The 20,590-nt window shown below is 38.0% G+C and carries 23 protein-coding genes and 1 other annotated feature; of the genes, 2 read left to right on the forward strand and 21 right to left on the reverse strand.

Annotated elements, in window-relative coordinates; genetic code table 11:
• The first annotated feature begins 106 nt into the window (after positions 1–106).
• Complete coding sequence (locus tag ACIQAA_RS02595) at positions 107–1,045, forward strand: 4-hydroxy-3-methylbut-2-enyl diphosphate reductase (RefSeq protein ID WP_402614566.1); 939 nt, start codon at positions 107–109, stop codon at positions 1,043–1,045.
• 61 nt (positions 1,046–1,106) lie between these two features.
• Here ACIQAA_RS02595 and ACIQAA_RS02600 read toward each other — a convergent pair whose 3' ends face one another.
• From ACIQAA_RS02600 to ACIQAA_RS02625, 6 genes are all read right to left on the reverse strand, one after another.
• Positions 1,107–2,222 carry a Nif3-like dinuclear metal center hexameric protein gene (locus ACIQAA_RS02600; protein ID WP_402614569.1) on the reverse strand — a complete coding sequence of 372 codons (1,116 nt, stop codon included), beginning with the start codon at positions 2,220–2,222 and terminating at the stop codon, positions 1,107–1,109.
• On the reverse strand, positions 2,200–2,931 hold the full coding sequence (locus ACIQAA_RS02605; RefSeq protein ID WP_402614572.1) for a tRNA (adenine(22)-N(1))-methyltransferase: 732 nt from the start codon (positions 2,929–2,931) through the stop codon (positions 2,200–2,202). The genes ACIQAA_RS02600 and ACIQAA_RS02605 overlap by 23 nt, the downstream gene beginning before the upstream one ends.
• Before the next feature lie 79 nt (positions 2,932–3,010).
• Positions 3,011–3,370 (reverse strand): cytochrome c550, encoded by a 360-nt coding sequence (gene cccA / locus ACIQAA_RS02610; RefSeq protein WP_402614575.1) that lies wholly within the window; start codon positions 3,368–3,370, stop codon positions 3,011–3,013.
• Positions 3,371–3,829: 459 nt separating this feature from the next.
• Positions 3,830–4,957, reverse strand: a complete 1,128-nt coding sequence (rpoD, locus tag ACIQAA_RS02615; protein ID WP_034675043.1) for an RNA polymerase sigma factor RpoD — start codon at positions 4,955–4,957, stop codon at positions 3,830–3,832.
• Positions 4,958–4,999: 42 nt separating this feature from the next.
• Positions 5,000–6,811, reverse strand: a complete 1,812-nt coding sequence (gene dnaG / locus ACIQAA_RS02620) for a DNA primase (protein ID WP_402614579.1) — start codon at positions 6,809–6,811, stop codon at positions 5,000–5,002.
• A 126-nt stretch (positions 6,812–6,937) separates the two neighbouring features.
• Entirely contained in the window at positions 6,938–7,117 is a 180-nt protein-coding gene (locus tag ACIQAA_RS02625) for a DUF188 domain-containing protein (protein ID WP_402614581.1), read from the reverse strand.
• Here ACIQAA_RS02625 and ACIQAA_RS02630 point away from each other — a divergent pair.
• Entirely contained in the window at positions 7,116–7,286 is a 171-nt protein-coding gene (locus tag ACIQAA_RS02630) for a hypothetical protein (RefSeq protein WP_402614584.1), read from the forward strand. The two genes, ACIQAA_RS02625 and ACIQAA_RS02630, sit on opposite strands and share 2 nt — an antisense overlap.
• Before the next feature lie 273 nt (positions 7,287–7,559).
• Here ACIQAA_RS02630 and ACIQAA_RS02635 read toward each other — a convergent pair whose 3' ends face one another.
• The 15 genes from ACIQAA_RS02635 to floA all read right to left on the reverse strand — a co-directional run bounded on the left by ACIQAA_RS02635 (position 7,560) and on the right by floA (position 20,580).
• Entirely contained in the window at positions 7,560–8,369 is an 810-nt protein-coding gene (locus ACIQAA_RS02635; RefSeq protein WP_402614587.1) for a pyruvate, water dikinase regulatory protein, read from the reverse strand.
• A gap of 67 nt (positions 8,370–8,436) precedes the next feature.
• Complete coding sequence (gene ccpN / locus ACIQAA_RS02640; protein WP_402614590.1) at positions 8,437–9,075, reverse strand: transcriptional regulator CcpN; 639 nt, start codon at positions 9,073–9,075, stop codon at positions 8,437–8,439.
• 51 nt (positions 9,076–9,126) lie between these two features.
• Positions 9,127–10,509 (reverse strand): glycine--tRNA ligase, encoded by a 1,383-nt coding sequence (locus ACIQAA_RS02645; protein ID WP_402614593.1) that lies wholly within the window; start codon positions 10,507–10,509, stop codon positions 9,127–9,129.
• 56 nt (positions 10,510–10,565) lie between these two features.
• Positions 10,566–10,746: a binding site (T-box leader), on the reverse strand.
• A 52-nt stretch (positions 10,747–10,798) separates the two neighbouring features.
• Positions 10,799–11,551, reverse strand: a complete 753-nt coding sequence (recO, locus tag ACIQAA_RS02650; RefSeq protein ID WP_402614596.1) for a DNA repair protein RecO — start codon at positions 11,549–11,551, stop codon at positions 10,799–10,801.
• Between the two features lie 31 nt (positions 11,552–11,582).
• Positions 11,583–11,726, reverse strand: a complete 144-nt coding sequence (locus ACIQAA_RS02655; RefSeq protein ID WP_081954416.1) for a YqzL family protein — start codon at positions 11,724–11,726, stop codon at positions 11,583–11,585.
• Positions 11,727–11,894: 168 nt separating this feature from the next.
• The gene (era, locus tag ACIQAA_RS02660; protein WP_402614600.1) at positions 11,895–12,815 is read right to left on the reverse strand and encodes a GTPase Era; all 921 of its coding nucleotides are present in this window, start codon (positions 12,813–12,815) and stop codon (positions 11,895–11,897) included.
• Complete coding sequence (locus ACIQAA_RS02665) at positions 12,805–13,206, reverse strand: cytidine deaminase (RefSeq protein ID WP_402614603.1); 402 nt, start codon at positions 13,204–13,206, stop codon at positions 12,805–12,807. The genes era and ACIQAA_RS02665 overlap by 11 nt, the downstream gene beginning before the upstream one ends.
• Positions 13,207–13,385: 179 nt before the next feature.
• Positions 13,386–13,763 carry a diacylglycerol kinase family protein gene (locus ACIQAA_RS02670; protein ID WP_402614605.1) on the reverse strand — a complete coding sequence of 126 codons (378 nt, stop codon included), beginning with the start codon at positions 13,761–13,763 and terminating at the stop codon, positions 13,386–13,388.
• The gene (gene ybeY / locus ACIQAA_RS02675) at positions 13,747–14,220 is read right to left on the reverse strand and encodes an rRNA maturation RNase YbeY (protein ID WP_402614608.1); all 474 of its coding nucleotides are present in this window, start codon (positions 14,218–14,220) and stop codon (positions 13,747–13,749) included. The genes ACIQAA_RS02670 and ybeY overlap by 17 nt, the downstream gene beginning before the upstream one ends.
• Positions 14,217–16,385 (reverse strand): HD family phosphohydrolase, encoded by a 2,169-nt coding sequence (locus ACIQAA_RS02680; RefSeq protein WP_402614611.1) that lies wholly within the window; start codon positions 16,383–16,385, stop codon positions 14,217–14,219. Before ACIQAA_RS02680 ends, ybeY begins: the two co-directional genes overlap by 4 nt.
• A gap of 187 nt (positions 16,386–16,572) precedes the next feature.
• On the reverse strand, positions 16,573–17,541 hold the full coding sequence (locus ACIQAA_RS02685; protein WP_402614613.1) for a PhoH family protein: 969 nt from the start codon (positions 17,539–17,541) through the stop codon (positions 16,573–16,575).
• A complete protein-coding gene (gene yqfD, locus ACIQAA_RS02690) occupies positions 17,538–18,731 on the reverse strand; it encodes a sporulation protein YqfD (protein ID WP_402614615.1) in 1,194 nt (397 codons plus the stop codon). The genes ACIQAA_RS02685 and yqfD overlap by 4 nt, the downstream gene beginning before the upstream one ends.
• Positions 18,728–19,030: a sporulation protein YqfC gene (yqfC, locus tag ACIQAA_RS02695; protein ID WP_283861553.1), complete on the reverse strand. Its 303-nt coding sequence runs from the start codon at positions 19,028–19,030 to the stop codon at positions 18,728–18,730. The genes yqfD and yqfC overlap by 4 nt, the downstream gene beginning before the upstream one ends.
• A 95-nt stretch (positions 19,031–19,125) precedes the next feature.
• Positions 19,126–19,551 carry a hypothetical protein gene (locus ACIQAA_RS02700; RefSeq protein WP_402614618.1) on the reverse strand — a complete coding sequence of 142 codons (426 nt, stop codon included), beginning with the start codon at positions 19,549–19,551 and terminating at the stop codon, positions 19,126–19,128.
• Positions 19,552–19,587: 36 nt separating this feature from the next.
• The gene (gene floA, locus ACIQAA_RS02705) at positions 19,588–20,580 is read right to left on the reverse strand and encodes a flotillin-like protein FloA (RefSeq protein ID WP_402614620.1); all 993 of its coding nucleotides are present in this window, start codon (positions 20,578–20,580) and stop codon (positions 19,588–19,590) included.
• Positions 20,581–20,590: the final 10 nt, after the last annotated feature.

The following is a 20,590-nucleotide window of genomic DNA, read 5'->3' on the forward strand; positions in this document are numbered from 1 at the left end:
TCACAAAAATTTCAAAGGAAAAATGTATCTTTGTATTATTTCTATTAGTTTTATATAATAATTACATAGATTCAAAGTCAAATGTTCCTTAGGAGGACTTTATTATATGCAAATTATTAAGATTTCACCACGCGGATACTGTTATGGTGTCGTTGACGCTATGGTAATTGCAAGAAATGCTGCATTAGATAAATCATTACCACGCCCTATCTACATTTTAGGGATGATTGTTCATAATAAACACGTAACCGATGCTTTTGCCGAGGAAGGTATTATTACACTCGACGGAAAAAATCGCAAAGATATTCTAGATAAAGTAGATACTGGAACTGTTATTTTCACAGCTCATGGTATCTCTCCAGAAGTAAGAGAGCTTGCGAAAAAGAAAGGGCTTGTTACCATTGATGCTACATGTCCAGATGTAACAAGAACTCATGATTTGATCGAAGAGAAAACAAAGCAAGGATATCAAGTCATTTATATTGGAAAAAAAGGACATCCTGAGCCTGAGGGTGCTGTCGGGGTAGCTCCTGGTGCTGTCCATCTTGTTGAGACACCAAGTGATGTAGAAGCCTTAAACATTCATAGTGATAAACTGATTGTTACCAATCAAACCACTATGAGCCAATGGGATGTTGCCGATACCATGAAAAAGGTTCAAGAGAAATATCCGCATGCAGAGGCTTATAATGAAATATGCAACGCTACACAGGTGCGTCAGGAAGCAGTTGCTGGTCAAGCTACTGAAGCAGATGTGACCATCGTTGTCGGTGATCCAATGAGCAATAACTCTAATAGATTGGCACAGGTTTCTGAAGAAATTGCTGGTACAAAGGCATATCGAATCGCTGATATCTCAGAGTTAGAAATTGATTGGATTAAGGATGCAAAGAATGTTGCCGTAACATCAGGTGCGTCTACTCCAACACCAATCACCAAGGAAGTCATATCATTCTTGCAACAATTTGATCCGAATAACGAAGCTACTTGGGAACGTCAAAAAAATGTACCGCTTAACAAAATTTTACCTAAAGTAAAAAAATAACCGGTCGAATTGACCGGTTTTTTTGTCTAGTTTCAGCGCCTAGGGGGGCTTCCCCTATTCTCTATATAAATTTAAATGGATCTGTGTTCACTTCTGAAGGAAAGATTTCCACTTCATAGCCAGATTCCTTGCACATTTTTGAAAGTGTTGCTGTAAGTCCCTTTTTCATAATTTTTTCGACATTATGACCAGGATCTATCATGTTTAATCCCTGCATCATTGCATCATGAGCAGTATGATAATAAATATCTCCTGTAATATAGACATCAGCGCCCTTAAACTTTGCGCTCATGAAATACTTATTGCCATCTCCGCCTAATACAGCCACTTTCTTGACACGTGATGATAAATCACCAACCACCCTAACCTTATCAACTTCTAATGCTTTTTTGACCCTCTCAGCAAATTCTCCGAGTGTCATTTCCTTTACGGTTCCGATTCTGCCAAGCCCAAGAACTTCACCCTTATTTTCAACTGGAAAAATATCATAAGCAACTTCTTCATATGGATGGGCTTTTACCATAGCTGTTACTACCCTTTTTAACAGATGCTCAGGTACAATGGTTTCAATTCTTACCTCGTCCACTGATTCTAGACGACCTTGCTGTCCAATATACGGGTTGGTCTTTTCCCCTGGTAAAAACCTTCCTGTTCCATCAGCAGAAAAGGAACAGTGGCTATAATTACCGATAAAGCCAGCACCAGTATCCCCAAGGACCTTTCTAATTTCCTCAGCGTGACTTGCCGGTGTAAAGACCACTAGTTTCTTAAGCTTTGTTTCGTATGTAGGTACCAGCACTTCAGGGTTTCCTAATCCCAATGCGTCCGCAAGGAGATCATTTACCCCTCCTGCAGCGACATCAAGGTTTGTATGGGCTGCATAGACAGCTATATCATTCTTTAATAGTTTCTCAATCATTCTTCCCTGTACTGTGTCTGTTAGGACATTCTTAAGAGAACGAAAGATTGGCGGATGATGGGCAATGATTAGCTGTACATTTCTTTCAATGGCTTCATCTATCACTTCTTCTAAAACATCAAGTGCAATCATTACGTTATCTATTTTCTTGTTCAAGCGTCCAATTTGTAAGCCTATCTTATCACCTTCCATCGCAAGACCCTTTGGAGAAAACTGTTCAAAAAGTTGAATGATTTCATGACCATTCGCTTTCTTCATTGTCCAATACCTCCTCTACAAGGTTAATTTTTTTGGCAACCTCTTGTTTTTTCTCTTCTGTTTCAACAGAAGGAGCAGCACTTTCAAGCTGTTCGTAAATTCGTTTCCAATTCTTCATTTCTAAGAACCATTTCTTCTTAAAGGTTTTTTCTTTTCTTCGAAGAAGGAAAGGACCAACTAAAAGACCAGTTTCCAATGGTACATCACGATAGGGCTTTAAAGGTTCTCCTTTTTCAGCTGCTAATATTTCGTAAATTTTGTTATCCTCTTCCACTATTTCCTCAGCAATCAATTCCCAATCATTATCGACTAGCCATTGCCTTATTGCGATTGCATTGATATTTGGCTGCAACACTAGACGCCTTACAGAAGCTAATTTTTCTTTTCCATTTTCTAAAATAGACGCAATGAGACTGCCGCCCATACCGGCAATGGTAATACAATCTGCATCGCCAGGCTGAATAACCTCAAGCCCATCACCCATTCTAACTGAAATCACTTCAGTGAGCCCTTCTGCCATTACATTTTTTTCAGCAGACTGAAATGGCCCTTTTGCAACTTCTCCTGCAATCCCAAAGGATATCCGTCCGTTCTTAGCAAGGTAACTAGGCAGGTACGCATGATCAGAGCCAATGTCGGCTAACCTTGAATCCAAGGGAACATATTTTGCTACCGTTTCTAACCGAACTGATAATTTATCTGTATTCAAATCATTCACCACTTTTTATGTATTACTTACAGTATAAAAAAAGTCCTTTACAGAAGCAAAGGACCTTTTCATTAAAAAATTATTTAATATTTGCTAACCAATCAGCCATTGCATCGGCTTCTTCTGCTTTAACCATACCGCCTGGCATGTTTCCTCTGCCATTTGTAATCACGTCTTTGATTTCATCCTTGGATAACCTGTCGCCAACACCAGTTAGAGCAGGACCCATTCCCCCTTGGTATGCATCACCGTGACAACCTACACAAGACCCTGTGTAAATGTCTTCAGGTGCTTTTGCCACCTGTTCTGTTTCAGTTCCGCCTTCCTTTTCCTTGGCAAGCTCATCCATATCCCCGAGGCCTTTGAAAGACAATAAGAACATTAGTCCGATTCCAAATACAAAAATCAGGATGTAAGGAATAACCGGATTTCGATTCATCATATAACCTCCCTTATGTACGTACAGCTGTAAATAAATAGTCTTCTACAAACAACTACTATTTTACTTTAAAAACTTCAGAAGGAAAAGCCCTAAACTTATTTTGTCACGATAATATTAATAAAATATTCAATATATGGCTGTTTTTTTTTAAACGTCAGCCTTTTTATACTTCCCCTATATACCATTAAACAACCAAATTTAGTTATTTTTGAATATGATTTTCTTATTAGTAACCTATACTGTTTAGATGCCAGGTTAAAAATTAACCTTTATTAGAAAAGTGATTTGTGATTTTATTGAAAAAGATTACGTTTACCTATTTGCAAAGTTTAAAACAATTCAGTAAAATAAATACAAATGCTCAAACAGAAAGTGCTTTCATTTCCAATTATTTTATTTCAAAAAAAATAGTTTACCTCTTGTAAAAGAAGTAAACTATCGGTAATTGTTAAGGTTTTATTCTAAGAAGTCTTTTAGGCGTTTGCTGCGGCTAGGGTGCCGTAATTTACGCAATGCCTTTGCTTCAATTTGTCGAATACGTTCACGGGTTACACCAAAAACCTTTCCAACCTCTTCAAGAGTACGAGTGCGTCCATCATCAAGCCCAAAGCGTAAACGAAGGACGTTTTCTTCCCTGTCTGTAAGTGTGTCAAGAACATCTTCAAGCTGCTCTTTTAATAACTCATAGGCGGCATGCTCTGAAGGTGATGTAGCATCTTGGTCTTCTATGAAATCACCTAAGTGTGAATCATCTTCTTCACCGATAGGAGTTTCAAGAGAGACAGGCTCTTGAGCAATTTTCAAAATTTCCCTAACTTTGTCCGGTGTAAGATCCATATCTTCGCCAATCTCTTCTGGAGTTGGTTCGCGGCCAAGGTCCTGAAGCAATTGTCTCTGTACACGGATAAGTTTGTTAATGGTTTCAACCATATGCACAGGAATACGAATCGTTCTGGCTTGGTCAGCAATCGCTCTCGTGATGGCTTGACGGATCCACCAGGTAGCATAAGTACTAAACTTAAATCCTTTGCGATAGTCGAATTTTTCAACTGCTTTGATTAGTCCCATATTCCCTTCTTGAATTAAATCAAGAAAGAGCATACCGCGTCCAACATATCGTTTTGCAATACTAACTACAAGTCGGAGGTTAGCTTCTGCCAGGCGTCGTTTTGCTTCTTCGTCGCCTTCCTCAATACGGTTAGCCAATTTTATTTCTTCTTCAGCGGAAAGCAAGTCTACTCGACCAATTTCTTTTAAGTACATACGAACAGGATCGTTTATCTTCACACCAGGAGGAACGCTAAGATCATTTAGATCAAACTCATCGTCATCTCCTTTTGCTAATTGCTTAGGGTTTGGATCTTCTTCGTCACTTTCTCCTACTAATTCAATTCCTTGGTCACCTAAGAATTCATAAAATTCATCCATCTGATCGGACTCTAAATCAAAATTTGCCATTCTTTCCGCAATATCATCGTAGGCAAGGACTCCGGTTTTTTTACCCAGTACCGTTAACTGATCTTTTACTTGTTCGAAGGTCAATTCATTCTCGGCCTCTTTTGAACGGGCTGATTTTTCAGCCATATGTCCCCCTCCTTCCAGAATCAAAGACATTAAAAATGGAATCTATAGTGATTTCCGCAATTGACTGATTTCAGTTGCAATTGCAGCTGCTTTACTATAATCACTTTGTCGCTCTGCTTCTTTAAGTTCCACTTCTTTTTCTTTTATCTTTAACAATTTTTGATAATTCAACACCTGTTTGATATAATCAGTTAATTCTTGATTGCTTAATTCGTCATTAATTGACATCATTTCGATGTCAGCGACGATTCTTCTCAGATTTTCATCTTGAATATAGGTTAAAAACGCACTAGAATCAGGATTCATACGATCTTCGTAAAAACCAATTAGATAAGTTATTATTGCCTGATGTTCATCAGTATTAAACGTGCTGCCCTGCAATAAATCCTGAACCTTATAGGCTGTATCCCGATCTTTTAACATATGGGCAATTAATCGCCTTTCAGCAGTATAGTGTGCAGGCTTTAATTTGTTCTCCTGTTTAGCCATTACGCGGGGCTTATTAACTGGCTGCTGATTTTGACCACTTGAATTCCTTTTTTCTGCAAAGAAAATCTGCTTTAGCTGTTGTTGTAACGCGTCTAACGAAATCGAAAATTCAGATGCAAGCTGACGCAAATAATGATCTTTTTCAACAGCTTTTGTCAATTTACTTATTTCTTTAAGTATTGTTTCGATATAAGCAAGCCGTTCTCCTTCAATTTGAAGATTTTTTCCTCTTCGAAAGTAAAGAAATTTAAATGCCATCCATGTAAGACTTGCACCTATGACCTCGTTACGAAACTTTTCTGGACCATTTTTTTTTATATATTCATCTGGATCAAGTCCATCTGACATCATAGCCACTTTAATCGCACAACCCGCGTCCATAAGCATATTTCCAGCTCTATAAGCCGCTTCAATTCCTGCTTTATCAGAATCAAAACAAATTGTAACAGACTGGGTATTTTGCCGAATAAGCGTAATGTGCTCTTCCGTTAAGGAAGTACCCATTGTTGCAATACCATTTTCTACACCAGACTTGTCGGCAGCAATTACATCTGCAAATCCTTCAAAAAGAACTGCTTGCTGTAATTTACGTATACTTGGTTTGGCCAAATGAAAATTATATAAAATTTTGCTTTTATTAAAGATTGCTGTTTCGGGACTATTTAAATACTTGGGCTCCTCTGCCCCTAAAGATCTCCCTGAAAAAGCAATACTGTTTCCATTTCGGTCAAAAATCGGAAACATAATTCGATCTCTGAAGCGATCAAAATAGGTTCCATCCCTATCTCGTTTGATAATCAACCCGGCTTTTTCCATTATTTCAGGAGAAAATTCCCTTTTGGTAAGGAATTTGTAAACAAAATCCCATGAATTCAAGGAATATCCAATTTGAAATTTATCAATCGATTCTCGGGTAAATCCTCTCTTCAGCAAATACTCAAAAGCATGTTGACCGTCTTTTGTATTTACCAGTAAGTGATGGTAAAATTTAGTTAACAGCTCATGTGCATCCAGCATTGACTGAAGTTCCGGAGAAACACTCTTCCCCTTCCCATTTACTGAGAAGTTTACTTGTAAGTCAATATTAGCCTTTTCAGCTAATTTAATGGCTGCTTCTAGAAATGAAATTCCTTCTAGCTCCATTAAAAATGAGAAAACATTTCCTCCCGCTCCACAGCCAAAGCAATGGTAAATTTGTTTATCGGATGAAACGGAAAATGATGGGGAGTTTTCTCCATGGAAAGGACATAATCCGAAGTAATTTCGCCCTTGTTTTTTCAGTTGAATATATTCACTAATAATTTCAACTATATCAACTGACTGACGAATTTGATTAATTTTTTCTTCGGCAATCCGTTCTGCCATGAAAACATCTCCATTGTACTTATTCTACAAAGAAATATAAATTCCTGCATTTTTCGACAAAATTTCTGTTTGTTGTTTCAAAAATTTTGAACGATCATCAGAATTGAAAGACTTTGGTCCTTTACCCTATACACCCCTTCTTCTTGCTTTAGCACTTAGATTGCGCAAGTCAAGAGCAGTTAGTATTCCGGATTCATCATATACAATCCCGTTTGGTGATGGTACATGTACTCCCTTTGGAAGTAATGTGGAGGCCAGTCCAATATCCTGTGTAACAGTAATATCCCCCTTTGCAGTATGATTCATGATGAATAAGTCCGCTGCTTCTTTTCTGGAATCAACATTTTACCATGTTGCATTACCATATGTAGTCTTATTGTCACAAGAAGCGATAAAAAGAACTTTCACGGAAAATGTAGAAGCACTTTCGACAATTTCCTCTTTAACTGGGCAGGAATCTGCATCTACAAAATAGTTGGAATGCCTTTTGTATAAGTAATAATTCTACATCATTCCGCATATTCCTTCTTTAAGATGCTAACTTTTTAGGAGCAGCCCCAAAAAGACTTATGTCGAATTTTTTTCTGTAGGTTCCCTTGACATCTAACAATAAATAGTTTATTCGTATACATGCAAGTCTAAACCTAAAAGATTCATTTTTATCACAATTTTTTATTATAGTACATTCTTTTATACATTTCCATAGTTTTTTATCTTAAATGAAAAACACATAATCTAAGATTATGTGTTAAGCTCTTCTTTTATGAAAGTAATTTAGAATAACATTTGCTGTCTCTTCAACTGCCTTATTGGTTACGTCAATAACTGGACAATTAATTCTATTTACTATCTTTTCAAAGAAGGTTAATTCATCACGAATTCTCTCAATATTTGCATAGCTGGCCTGATCATTTAGACCTAAAGAGATTAATCGTTCTCGCCTAATATTATTTAGTTTTTGCGGGCTGATTTTAAGTCCAAAGCATTTCTCTGCAGGTACCTTATACAGTTCTTCTGGCGGGTCAACCTCAGGAACAAGCGGTACATTTGCAACTTTTAAACGCTTCAAAGCTAAATATTGAGACAACGGAGTTTTTGACGTTCTAGACACTCCAATTAAAACGATATCAGCTTTTAGTATTCCTCTTGGGTCACGTCCATCATCATATTTAACGGCAAACTCAATAGCTTCTACTTTTTTAAAGTAATCCTCATCCAGTTTTCTTACGAGCCCTGGTTCACATAGGGGAGTTTTCCCGCTAAAAATTTGAATTTGATCCATAATTGGACCCATTAAATCTACTGCATATATTCCTGCTTCGTCTGCCTTTTCCTTCATATAGGCACGCATATCTGGTTTTACCAAAGTAAAAGCGATCATAGCGTGGTCCATCGTAACAAGTGAAACTACTTCATCAATATGTTCTTTGTCCTCAACATAAGGGAATCTTTTCAATGTCATTCCTGACCCATTAAATTGGCTGATTGCCGCTTTTGTAACTAACTCAGCTGTTTCCCCTACTGAATCAGATACTACATATATGACAGGCGTAATCATTCTTCGTTAACAGCTCCTCTGGAAAATCCTATTATTATCTTCACTCAATTATTGGGAAGTCAAATTATTATCCATTACCCAAGGCAACGAATGCTTTCGTAATATTTGTCTTCGTAATTCTCCCTATTACTTCATATCCCTTTTCAGACGGCCTAACGATAGGCAAAGCATCTATTTGTTTATCAATTAATAATTTGGCAACATCGATTAAATTGTCATCCATTTCACACATTGTAATATTTGGCATTCTAGTCATAATGATGTTAATTGGTAGTGCTGTAAGCTCTTGTTTGCCAATACTTGCTCTAAGAAGGTCCTTTCTAGATAACACACCAACCAAAAGAGAGTTTTGGTCTACAACAAATAATGTGCCTACATCCTCAAGGAACATTGTACAAATTGCATCGTACACCGAAACGTTTTCTTTTACTAGGACTGGGATGGAATTATAATCTCTTACACGTATTTTCTGGAGATTTTCAGTCAAAAGCTGAGTCCCGGATTTTCCAGTATAAAAATATCCTACACGCGGTCTAGCGTCTAAATATCCTGCCATTGTTAATATGGATAAATCTGGCCTTAACGTTGCTCGTGTCAAGTTTAGTTGTTCAGCAATGTTCTCCCCGGTTATCGGTCCATTATCCTTCACAATCTGAATGATCAGTTCTTGGCGTTTGGTCAGTTCTATTTTTCTCACCACCATCATTTAATCCATTATGCAGAGGGGCGGTACGGACCGCACCCTCAAAAGCTCAGATTAAAACATAATTTTTTCTTGAATAAAGGGAACTAATTCTGCGATTGGTACGCGTGTTTGTTCCATTGTGTCGCGGTCTCTGATGGTTACCATATGGTCTTCTTTTGAATCAAAATCATAGGTGATACAGAATGGTGTACCAATTTCGTCATGTCTTCTGTAACGTTTACCAATTGAACCTGCTTCATCATAGTCAACGGAGAAATGCTTGGCTAATGTTTGAAACACTTCTCTTGCTTCGTCCGAAAGCTTCTTAGACAATGGAAGAACGGCTGCTTTAAATGGTGCCAATGCAGGATGGAAGTGCATAACGGTTCTAGAAGTACCATCTTCGAGCTGTTCTTCGTCATAAGCATCGATTAAAAAGGCTAATGTTACCCGGTCCGCACCTAGAGAAGGCTCGATACAGAATGGAATATATCTTTCATTTGTCTCTGGGTCAATATAGTTAAAGTCCTCTCCAGAGAATTGCATATGCTGCTTTAAATCATAATCGGTTCTTGATGCTACTCCCCAAAGCTCGCCCCAGCCAAATGGGAATTTATATTCAAAATCGGTTGTCGCATTACTATAATGAGAAAGTTCATCCTCGGAATGGTCTCGAAGTCTTAAATTTTCTTTATTTAATCCTAATGAGTGAAGCCATTGCTCAGCAAAGTTCTTCCAATAATCAAACCATGTTAACTCTTCACCAGGCTTACAGAAAAACTCAAGCTCCATTTGTTCGAATTCACGAGTACGGAAAGTAAAGTTTCCAGGTGTGATCTCATTTCGGAAGCTTTTTCCGATTTGGGCAATTCCAAAAGGTAATTTTTTTCTCATTGTACGCTGGACATTTTTAAAGTTAACAAATATCCCTTGCGCTGTTTCAGGACGAAGGAAAATTTCATTGGTACTAGACTCTGTAACCCCTTGGAAGGTTTTAAACATTAAATTGAATTGGCGAATGCCGGTAAAATCATGACTCCCGCAGTCTGGGCAAGCGATATTATGTTCTTTTACCAACTCTTCCATTTTTTCAAACGGAAGTCCATCAACGACCATCTCTATTCCCTTTTCATCAAGAGCATTTTCAATTAACTTATCAGCACGATGTCTCGCTTTACAGTTTTTACAATCAATCATTGGATCATTGAAGTTACCGATATGACCAGAAGCTTCCCATGTTCTTGGGTTCATCAATATGCTTGCATCTAATCCGACATTGTAAGGAGACTCTTGCACAAACTTTTTCCACCAAGCTTGTTTAATGTTGTTTTTAAATTCTACTCCAAGTGGTCCGTAATCCCATGTATTTGCCAGACCACCGTAGATTTCTGAACCAGGAAAAATAAAACCTCTATGTTTCGCATGAGAAACAATTTGCTCCATTGATACTTTCATTTTCATTACTCCTCTTCAATAAAATAAAAAACTCTCGTCGCTATGCTTAATATAAGCATAGGGACGAGAGTTACCCGCGGTTCCACCCTATTTGCTGCTATACAGCAGCCTCTTTTATGTGTTGTACACATGATTTGCTCAAGAACGCCTTCCTTAGGTCCCTATACCCTAGCTCACACCATCCTAGGTTCGCTTTTACAGAGATTGCTAAGTACTCTTTTCCATCATAGCAACTATTTATTATTAAAACACATAATATCGAAATCTAAAATAAAAGTCAATAAGTCAACTATATTTCATTTCGAAATTTTTCCATAGATTGAAGAAATTTCTTTGTCTTAAGATATAGACCGGAATATTCTTCGTAGTACGCTGTTATAACCTGTTTTAACTCATCCTTTGTTTCTTGTTTTACGGAGATGTTTCCTAATCTCGAGAGGTCAAAATAATAAAATAGACGTAATAATTTTACAGATGATGGCGATAATTTATAATGGTATGGATCCTTTTCTAAACATCGGTGGCATATAAACCCGCCTTCCCGAATGGAAAAAGAAAAAAGTCCGTCTGTGCTGCCGCAAACGGAACATTGATTTAGAATTGGATGTAAGCCCAATACATTCAGCATTTTCATTTCATAGATATTCATCAGAATATCTGGATCATATCCTTCATTCAAATAATTGAGTGTTTGAAAAAGAAGTTCGAAATGAAATGGGTTTGGTTTTTTATCATCAGTACATTTATCAGTCAATTCAACGATATAACTAGCATAGGCAGTGAGGAATATATCTTCACCAATTCCGCGAAAGCTGGTAATCATTTCTCCCTGCTGTACACTGCCTAATCCAGTTCCTCTTTGGACCAAAAAATATCCGTGGGTGAAAAGCTGGGTAATGGAGGAAAGCCGGCTGTTAGGCTTTTTTGCTCCTCTAGCCATAACGCCGATCTTTCCCCATTCCCGTGTATATAACGTAATGATTTTATTGGTTTCACCATAATCTGTAGTTCTAATGACGATGCCTTCACACTTTTGGAGCATTTCTGTCACCATCCCGATACATTAGACAAACTTATGAAACGGGAAAATCCATTTGCGCTAGATCTTCATTCTGATTTCCGGGTATTTCTTGGTTTTCCTTCTCAAGCTCCTTATAGAGAAGATAAGTGTCAATATTGCCTGTCTGTAGGAATACTTTCCACGTAAAATCCATCATCGAAAACCCCACCTTTCATGATTTAGACTAGCCTTTTTAAGAATCCCAAACCTTACAATTATCATAGCCTGCCCAAGCAAAAATCATAAGACGAAAAATTTGTTAATGTTGTCCATGCATATTTCTATAGAAAAGGTAATATTTTAGTTAGGGTTTAGATAGTTAGTATTAATATTCATCTTCGTTAAAGCCATAATCGCGAAGCTGGGACATTTTATTCCGCCAATCCTTTTGAACTTTAACCCAAAGCTCTAAGAAAACTTTTGACCCTAAAAGATTTTCGATATCCACTCGGGCACGTTTTCCTATTTCCTTTAGCATACTCCCTTGTTTCCCAATAATAATGCCCTTTTGAGAATCTCTCTCCACAATAACGGTAGCCATGACATGAATGATATCCTTTCCGCCTCTTTCACGTTCCATCTTATCAAGAACGACGGCAAGAGAGTGAGGAATTTCTTCACGTGTTAAGTGCAGCGCTTTTTCTCTAATTAACTCGGTGATAATAAATCTTTCTGGGTGATCGGTTACCTGATCCGCCGGATAATACTGTGGTCCTTCAGGTAAATAGACTTTAATTTGTTCTAGTAAACGTTCCACATTATTTCCTTCAAGTGCTGAAATAGGAACAACTTCTTTAAAAGGATATTTTTCTTTATATGATTCAATTAGTGGCAGTAATTCGTCTGGGTGCATTTGATCAATTTTATTTATAACAAGGAAAATAGGTGTGTTGACGGTTTGGAATTTTTCAATAATAAATTCTTCCCCACGCCCAAACCCTTCCTCAGCATTTACCATAAATAGGATTAAATCAACCTCTTTTAATGTGTTCTGTGCAACTTTCATCATAAAGTCGCCTAGTTTATGCTTTGGCTTATGAATCCCTGGTGTGTCAATAAACACCATTTGGGTATCATCTAGCGTCAATACACCCTGAATTTTATTACGAGTTGTTTGTGGTTTATCACTCATAATCGCAATCTTCTGACCTATTACTCGATTTAGAAATGTTGATTTTCCTACATTAGGACGGCCAATAATTGAAATAAAACCTGATTTATAACCTTTATTATCATTACTCAGCATGTAAATCCTCCGGAGAAAAGGCACCTGGAAGTAATTCTGCTACCGTAATTTCTAAAATATCACCTTTAAGGTTGGTTAGTACGACCTTCATGTCTTGCGGACAAAGTTCCGAGATTACCTGCCGGCATGCCCCGCATGGCGAACAAGGACGGTCAGTATCAGCGACAACTGCAAGCATTGTAAAATCTCGATCACCTTCTGAATAAGCCTTGAACAATGCAGTACGTTCAGCGCAATTGCACATGCTATAAGCGGCATTTTCAATGTTACATCCATGATATATTTTTCCATCTGTTGTTAATAGTGCTGCTCCTACCCCAAATTTTGAATAAGGAACATAGGCTTTTTCTCTTGCTTTCTTTGATTCTTCGATTAAATTCTCGATGTTCAAAGTTCATTCTTCCCTTCCAGCAATAATCTGCTGCTTTCTTTATTTTACCCTAAAAATGTCACAAAATCATCACTTGCAGCGAAAAAGTAATATAAAAATTTGAATTTTCATAAAAATCAACTAATTTGCCTATTTCGGGCAAAGCTGATAAGTAATTGTACCGAAATCGCAATTCCATTTCAAATTAACCATCTAAAAAAATACGGTAAAAAGATCATGCTTCCAATTACTACTGCTATAATAGCATAAATAAAAACCGCTCCGGCTGCTATGTCTTTCGCTTGTTTAGCAAGTGGGTGGTAATCTTCCGTCACTAAATCGACTACACGCTCGATTGCTGTGTTGACTAATTCTAATGAGAAAATTCCACCTATTGCTACAATAACAAATAACCATTCAAGTTTACTAATTGAAAAGAAAATGGAACACACAATTACGAGTAATGAAACAAAAAAATGGATGCGCATATTTCTTTCAGACCAAAGGGCTGTCTTAATTCCGGTTAAGGCATGAGAAAAAGATCTCCATAAATGAACATGCTTATCTCGTGAGTCCATAAGCGTCTAAAATTTCCTTTTGTCGAGAGAACATTTTTTCTTCCTCTTCCTTTTCCATATGGTCATAGCCGAGAAGATGAAGGAAACCGTGGACAGATAAAAACCCAAGTTCACGGATAAATGAATGTCCATATTCCTTCGCTTGCTCTTCAGCCTTTGGGATGGAAATGATGATGTCTCCTAGGACACGAGGAAGCTCCTCCCCTATCAATTCGATTTCACCTTCACCAAGCTCTTCCATCGCGAATGAAATCACATCTGTAGGGGCGTCCTTGTCTCTATACTCACGGTTAATTTCGTGAATTCTTTCATTGGACACAAATGTAACTGAAACCTCACTATTATCCTCGATATTTTCTTTCTCAGCTGCAAAATTCAATAGTTTTTCGATGTCCTCCATTTGCTCTTCAGACAGTTGATTCGTTTCATCAACTAAATCAATCATCAACTTGTTCATCCTTGAACCACCTTCTTTGTCATTTCTGGATATTCGATTCTTGAGTGGAAAATTCCCTTTAAAGTTTCACAAAGTGAGTGGGATACCGTCTCTAATTCCTTTAAGGTTAAATCACATTCATTTAATTGCCCATCCTGCAGCCGGTCTGCAACAATTTTCTTAACGAGAGATTCGATTGTTTCCGGTGTAGGCTGGTTCAGAGATCTAACGGCTGCTTCTACACTATCAGCAATACCTACAATAGCAGATTCTTTTGTCTGTGGTTTTGGACCTGGATATCGATAATCCTCCTGATTAACATTTTCTTCACCTTGCAGTGCTTTATGGTAAAAGAACTTTAACAGCGTGGTGCCGTGATGCTGCTCCGCAATGTGAATGATTTCCTTTGGCATATTGTATTTTTTTAATATAGCAGACCCATCTGTCACGTGTGAAATAATGATATTAGCACTTTTATCTGGAGGCAGACGGTCATGCGGATTGTCAAGGTGCATTTGGTTTTCTATGAAAAAGTTTGGCCGCTTCGTTTTACCGATATCATGATAATAACACCCTACCCTTGCTAGTAAACCATTAGCTCCTATCGCTTCGCTGGCTGCATCTGCTAGGTTGGCAACCATCACACTATGGTGATAGGTTCCAGGTGCTTCCATTAATATTTTGCGCAGAAGTGGATGATTGGGATTAGAAAGCTCAATCAACTTCATGGTTGAGAGAATTCCAAAGCTAGTTTCCAAAAGTGGTAATAGCCCCATTGTCAGGACAGCTGAACCAATTCCAGAAAAAATGGCTGTTAAGATATAATACCCATATTCTAACCCAGTAAATTGTCCATTTGGCAAAAACATTAGTGCCCAAATGGTGAATAGATTCACAGCAGCCGCAAGTGATCCTGCTTGCAGGATTTTTGACCGCTGGTTCTGCCCGCTTAAAAAGAGCACACCAGCTAGTGCACTGAACAAGATATAGATTCCTACTGAAAAATTTAGTGTTCCAGAGACCCCTTCATTGAATAAAATACTTCCGAAAATCGAAAAGATGATGGATGATAGAATGGCTAATTTTTCATCAATTAATATCTTGATTAGCATTCCGCCCATTGCCGCAGGGAATAAGTAACCTATACCCGAATAATTAAAAATTTGCAGCATACTGATGATTTTCAAAATGAAAAACGTCAGGATAAAAACAATCCCAAATAAAAGAAGATTCGTCTGCCTCTTTTCTGGATGGTCCTTCAACTGATAAAAATAAAAGTAAACGGAGGTCAGGATAATCGATATTAGAATCATTAAACCAATAAATGGTTTATAGGATTGTTTATTATCTAATAGACCAACTAGTTCTAGCTGGCGAAATTCTTCCTGACGGATTAATTTACCCTCTTCGATAATGATTTGCCCTTGCAGGATTTTTACAGGTTCCACAGATTCCGCTGCCTGCTTACGCAGTTCTTCGGTTGCCTCTGGATCATAGAATTCATTCTGAATGACAGCATATCTTCCTAATTCTATTGCTGCATTTTTCAAGTCACTATTTAAGGTGGTAAATTTTAATTCTTCTTCTAAACTTTTCTTGGCGTTTTCTACGTCATCAGCAGAAATTCTTTTGTTCATTACATTATTAATGGCTGTCACCGTTAAATCTTTTGCAATCGATAATTCATCGTTGCTTGCTTGTACCAGCGCAGTAAAAACACGCTCTGAAAGATCCTTGATTACACGATCTGTTAATTTATCCTTTAACATGGTCACTTCTTCTTCGACAGTTGGTTCCATAACATTAATAGGGTCTTCATCAAGCACATCTTGTTTTTTCGTTTCATCCTCTATGTCATCATTTACCTCTGAAGCAGAGTCAAAAATCGATGTAATTAAATCTACTTGATTCGTGGAATATTCCTTCTTCAATGCATAGACGTCCTGAACCTGATCCAATGCCTCTTGACGTTTTTTTTCTGTACTGATTTTATCTTCGACCGTGGCTGGAGATCGAATGGTTTTATCTGCTACCGTTAAAAGACTTATGTCTAGTTTCTCAGGCTTTACATTCCCATACATAGAGGTAAATAAGACTACTCCTAAAACAACAAAAACTAACAATCTGAAGAAGGTATAATCTAGAAGCTTTTTTATTTGAATTAAGTATTGCTGTATTTTTTTCAACTTACTCCCCCCAAAGCACCTAAATAACCCTAGTCAAGTATGTAATTACGCTTTATGTAAAATGATAACAGTTTTTCCCTGAAGTTTCATCCTCTAATAAAATATGAGCCATTTTTCCATAGAAATTGTTATGATTATATGGCAAAAGGGATAAACCCTAAATAGGTCTATCCCTCCATTCAATGCTTTAATTTTGCAGCGGTTTCTTTTCATAAGCCTCTATGATTCTGCCAACTAGCGGATGACGAACAACATCACTTTGTTCTAAGAAAACAAAGGAGACCCCATTAACACCCAGCAAGATTTTTTCGGCAGCAATTAGTCCCGACTTTGCCCCTTTAGGTAAGTCGATTTGTGTTTGGTCACCTGTAATGACCATTTTTGAACCGAAGCCAAGACGAGTTAAAAACATCTTCATTTGGGCATGAGTGGTATTTTGAGCTTCATCTAAAATGACAAAGGCATCATCTAATGTACGCCCTCTCATATAGGCTAGTGGAGCAATTTCGATGGTTCCACGTTCTATTAATCTTTGTGTATGTTCAGCACCAAGAATATCATTTAACGCGTCATATAGGGGCCTTAAATACGGGTCAACCTTTTCTTTTAAATCACCTGGTAAAAATCCAAGGCTTTCTCCAGCCTCCACTGCAGGCCGTGTTAGAATGATCTTGTTAACTTGCCCATTCTTCAACGCATTGACCGCCATAACGACGGCTAAATACGTTTTTCCTGTTCCGGCGGGACCAATTCCAAATACAAGGTCATTTTGTCTGATGGCCATTATATATTGTCTTTGTCCCAGTGTCTTGATTCGTATCGTCTTTCCTTTTACATTCTTAGCAATTTCCTCGTCATAGAGATTATCAAAGTAATCCAGTGTACCCTTTTGTGCCATTTGAATCGCTGACAAGACATCTCTTTGGCTGATGGTTACACCCTTTCTAATGACAAAAATAAGCTTATCAAGAATTTGACCGGCAAGTACTACTCTTTCCTCATCGCCAGAAAGGCTGACTGACTCCCCGCGTGTAACGATGGATACTTGTAGTTCTTCTTCAATTATTTTTAAATTTGAATCCGCGTTGCCTAAGAGAGCTATCGCTTCTGCTGGATTTTCAAGTTGTACATTAATTGTTTTTAAGTTAACTGTCATTCAGTAGTCTCCTTAGGTATTGGTTGTCCAACCGCTATATTTTCGATTATCTTAAAATGGATATCTAGGATTACTTTACCATTTTCCAACTCTTTGTGTAAAATTTTTTGGTCTTTAATGATAGCTTCTTCATCCATAGCACTTTTTATTTTATTTTTTGCTAATTCAAGTGCATTTTTTTCGGCTTCTTGTTGTGTATATATGCGAGTTGTCTCTTCACGTGCTCTTAATGTTTCATCTCCAACGGAGATTGGCAGCTCCCATTTTAGAAAACGGATTTTCTTCACATTCTTGTCCACTTCGTAATCCTGGAAATCCGGTTCACCAAAACCCCAAACAGGGATTTCTAGATTACCTAAGATTAAAGAGAATTTTTGCTTTTCCTGACCATTGAATACAAAGAACTTCGTTTTTAACGGCAATTCAACATGGCTTCTATACCACGTCTCCCCCCAAACCTCTCCAACGGCTGCAACTTGCTCGGTTTGACCTTCTTTTCCAATTACACCGGAAACTAGTAATTGTCCAGCTTCTACATGATCATGTATATCGACCATTTTTTGTCCTGTTTCAACATACATGGAATCAATAACCGCTTTCTTTTTTGCAACCAGATTTCGTGGTGCAAGTTGTTCCGGCTTTTCAGGTTCTTTCTTCTCAACCACTTGAAGGTGGTAGGTTGTCCCCTTTAATTCCACACCTACCCAAGTAAGATTACCAACGTTATTGGTCAATTTCCTTTGTATCCCTTCTACGTTATCAACAAAAAATTGACTTTTACCAATTTTCACTCCCATCTTGTCCAATTCTTTGCGAATCTGATACTCAGTGGCCGGCTTTGCTCCTTTTATTTCAATACCCCAAATCACATTTGATAAAAACATAATAATCAGTAAAAAGAGAACAGCCCCTCCTACAAAACCACTATTTTTCAATAGCCGTTTAAATAAAAAAGGCATACCTGCCCTTTTTAAGAATGTAATCGAGCAATCTCTTTCTCTTGCATATCGTCTAATTCTTAACGCGTCCTGAAGTCTCATTGTGAAGGTTATCGTTTCAGTCCCGTGTCGTTTTACATTCCATACAATCAGACCATTTCTGATTAAGACATTTAAGAATCTCTCTATGCCTCTTCCTGATACTTTAACGGTTACCTTGCCAGATATGAATTCGATCCATTGGTTTTTCATTTGGTTCCTCCTGGATTTTCATTTATATAAATGACCTGATCAATTTTTCCTTCAAGCAAAATTTCTTCAGGTAAAATCGTTTTTATCACGAAAGACTTACCTCTTATTTGTAATTGTCCCTGCTTTAACAACAGACGCAATTCTTTATCCGTAAAGGTAATCAACCCTCTATGATTCTCGATGTAAATATGGATTTGCCCAATCATAGTGATGCGGGGCAAATCCATCATGACATCTTGAGGAAGATCCATTTTTTGTGCCATCCAGTTCCGGACACGCAGGCCCCATTTTTTTGCCATAAAAAAAGAACCCCCTTTCATCTCATATTTATGAAATGAAGGAAGGTTCTAGCACTTCTTTTTCGATTTATACTAGGGGATTTGCAAATATTCGTTTAGCGCTTTCTCGAAAAATATGGTTTTTTCGCTCGTGGTTCACCGAGAATTTCCGCCCAAATAATCCCATTTAAAATCGTTTTTTCATCAGGTTTTTCAAGTGAAACATCCGCAGAATCAACTTCTAATAAAGTGGATTCAACCGGCTGCTTCAGTTGTTTTATTGGAACAACAGGCTTTTGCTTTATTTCTAGATACTTTTCCTCTAAACTCGGCAAATTTGTATCTTGCAGCGCAGGCTGGCCTGTAGAGATTTGACCAGGTTTTCGCTGCTTTTTTATCATTTGTTGTTCAACTTGAGTGCGAATATCAGAAAACCCTTTTGCAGTAAATGGCTTTGTTCGTCCAGGATTACTCTTACCCTTTGCCTTACCAAAGATGGATGAGAGAATTCCGGCGATAATTAAAAATAATATTGTTTCCATGCCCCACCCTCCTTCTGATCAAAATCAATCGGCGGTTTAGCGGTCGTCTTTTTTATCACCTGTCATCTTGCCGATAGATCCGCGCATATCGGTATCAGCCGAAATATTTTTATAATTCATATATTCCATGACACTAATATTACCGGATTTTAGTGCTTCTGACATTGCCAACGGCACTTTAGCCTCTGCCTCTACAACCTTTGCTCTCATTTCTTCTACTCTCGCCTTCATTTCCTGCTCAGTAGCGACAGCCATAGCCCTGCGCTCTTCTGCTTTTGCCTGAGCGATTTTCTTATCGGCTTCTGCTTGCTCCGTCTGAAGTTCAGCACCGATGTTTCTTCCTAAGTCAATATCAGCAATATCAATCGATAGTATCTCAAAAGCTGTACCAGCGTCTAATCCTTTGGCCAAGACAGTTTGGGAAATCAATTCAGGGTTCTCAAGTACTTTACTGTGGTCGGCTGAAGAACCAATCGTTGAAATGACCCCTTCACCTACACGAGCTACGACAGTATCTTCACCCGCACCTCCAACAAGTCGGTCGATATTAGCACGAACGGTAATTCTCGCTTTTGCTTTTACTTCAATACCATTCATGGCAACCCCTGCAATAAATGGAGTTTCAATTACTTTAGGGTTAACACTCATTTGCACTGCCTCTAATACATCACGTCCTGCCAAATCAATTGCTGCACAGCGTTCGAATGTTAACTCAATGTTGGCACGATGGGCAGCAATTAAAGCATTGACTACTCTATCCACATTCCCGCCAGCTAAGTAATGACTTTCCAGCTGATTGGTTGTAACATTTAGACCAGCCTTATGTGCTTTAATAAGCGGATTGACAACCCTGCTCGGTGTAACCCGTCTAAGTCTCATCCCTACTAATGTAAAAATACTGATTCGAACCCCTGCAGCAAGGGCAGAAACCCAAAGCATTACAGGAACAAATGATAATAATATTCCGAGAAAAATTAGCGCAACCACAATAATACCAATTATAAATAAACTTCCACTCGTTAATTCCACCGCACTTACC

It is taken from the genome of Neobacillus sp. NPDC093182 (genome assembly GCF_044754045.1).

Coding starts and splice junctions, on each gene's coding strand:
- ACIQAA_RS02595 (WP_402614566.1), top strand. CDS start 107: ATGCAAATTATTAAGATTTCACCACGCGGATACTGTTATGGTGTCGTT.
- ACIQAA_RS02600 (WP_402614569.1), bottom strand. CDS start 2,222: ATGAAGAAAGCGAATGGTCATGAAATCATTCAACTTTTTGAACAGTTT.
- cccA (WP_402614575.1), bottom strand. CDS start 3,370: ATGAATCGAAATCCGGTTATTCCTTACATCCTGATTTTTGTATTTGGA.
- rpoD (WP_034675043.1), bottom strand. CDS start 4,957: ATGGCTGAAAAATCAGCCCGTTCAAAAGAGGCCGAGAATGAATTGACC.
- dnaG (WP_402614579.1), bottom strand. CDS start 6,811: ATGGCAGAACGGATTGCCGAAGAAAAAATTAATCAAATTCGTCAGTCA.
- ACIQAA_RS02630 (WP_402614584.1), top strand. CDS start 7,116: ATGATGAATAAGTCCGCTGCTTCTTTTCTGGAATCAACATTTTACCAT.
- ACIQAA_RS02625 (WP_402614581.1), bottom strand. CDS start 7,117: ATGAATCATACTGCAAAGGGGGATATTACTGTTACACAGGATATTGGA.
- ACIQAA_RS02635 (WP_402614587.1), bottom strand. CDS start 8,369: ATGATTACGCCTGTCATATATGTAGTATCTGATTCAGTAGGGGAAACA.
- ccpN (WP_402614590.1), bottom strand. CDS start 9,075: ATGATGGTGGTGAGAAAAATAGAACTGACCAAACGCCAAGAACTGATC.
- ACIQAA_RS02645 (WP_402614593.1), bottom strand. CDS start 10,509: ATGAAAGTATCAATGGAGCAAATTGTTTCTCATGCGAAACATAGAGGT.
- recO (WP_402614596.1), bottom strand. CDS start 11,551: ATGCTCCAAAAGTGTGAAGGCATCGTCATTAGAACTACAGATTATGGT.
- ACIQAA_RS02655 (WP_081954416.1), bottom strand. CDS start 11,726: ATGATGGATTTTACGTGGAAAGTATTCCTACAGACAGGCAATATTGAC.
- era (WP_402614600.1), bottom strand. CDS start 12,815: ATGCTGAGTAATGATAATAAAGGTTATAAATCAGGTTTTATTTCAATT.
- ACIQAA_RS02670 (WP_402614605.1), bottom strand. CDS start 13,763: ATGGACTCACGAGATAAGCATGTTCATTTATGGAGATCTTTTTCTCAT.
- ybeY (WP_402614608.1), bottom strand. CDS start 14,220: ATGAACAAGTTGATGATTGATTTAGTTGATGAAACGAATCAACTGTCT.
- ACIQAA_RS02685 (WP_402614613.1), bottom strand. CDS start 17,541: ATGACAGTTAACTTAAAAACAATTAATGTACAACTTGAAAATCCAGCA.
- yqfD (WP_402614615.1), bottom strand. CDS start 18,731: ATGAAAAACCAATGGATCGAATTCATATCTGGCAAGGTAACCGTTAAA.
- yqfC (WP_283861553.1), bottom strand. CDS start 19,030: ATGGCAAAAAAATGGGGCCTGCGTGTCCGGAACTGGATGGCACAAAAA.
- ACIQAA_RS02700 (WP_402614618.1), bottom strand. CDS start 19,551: ATGGAAACAATATTATTTTTAATTATCGCCGGAATTCTCTCATCCATC.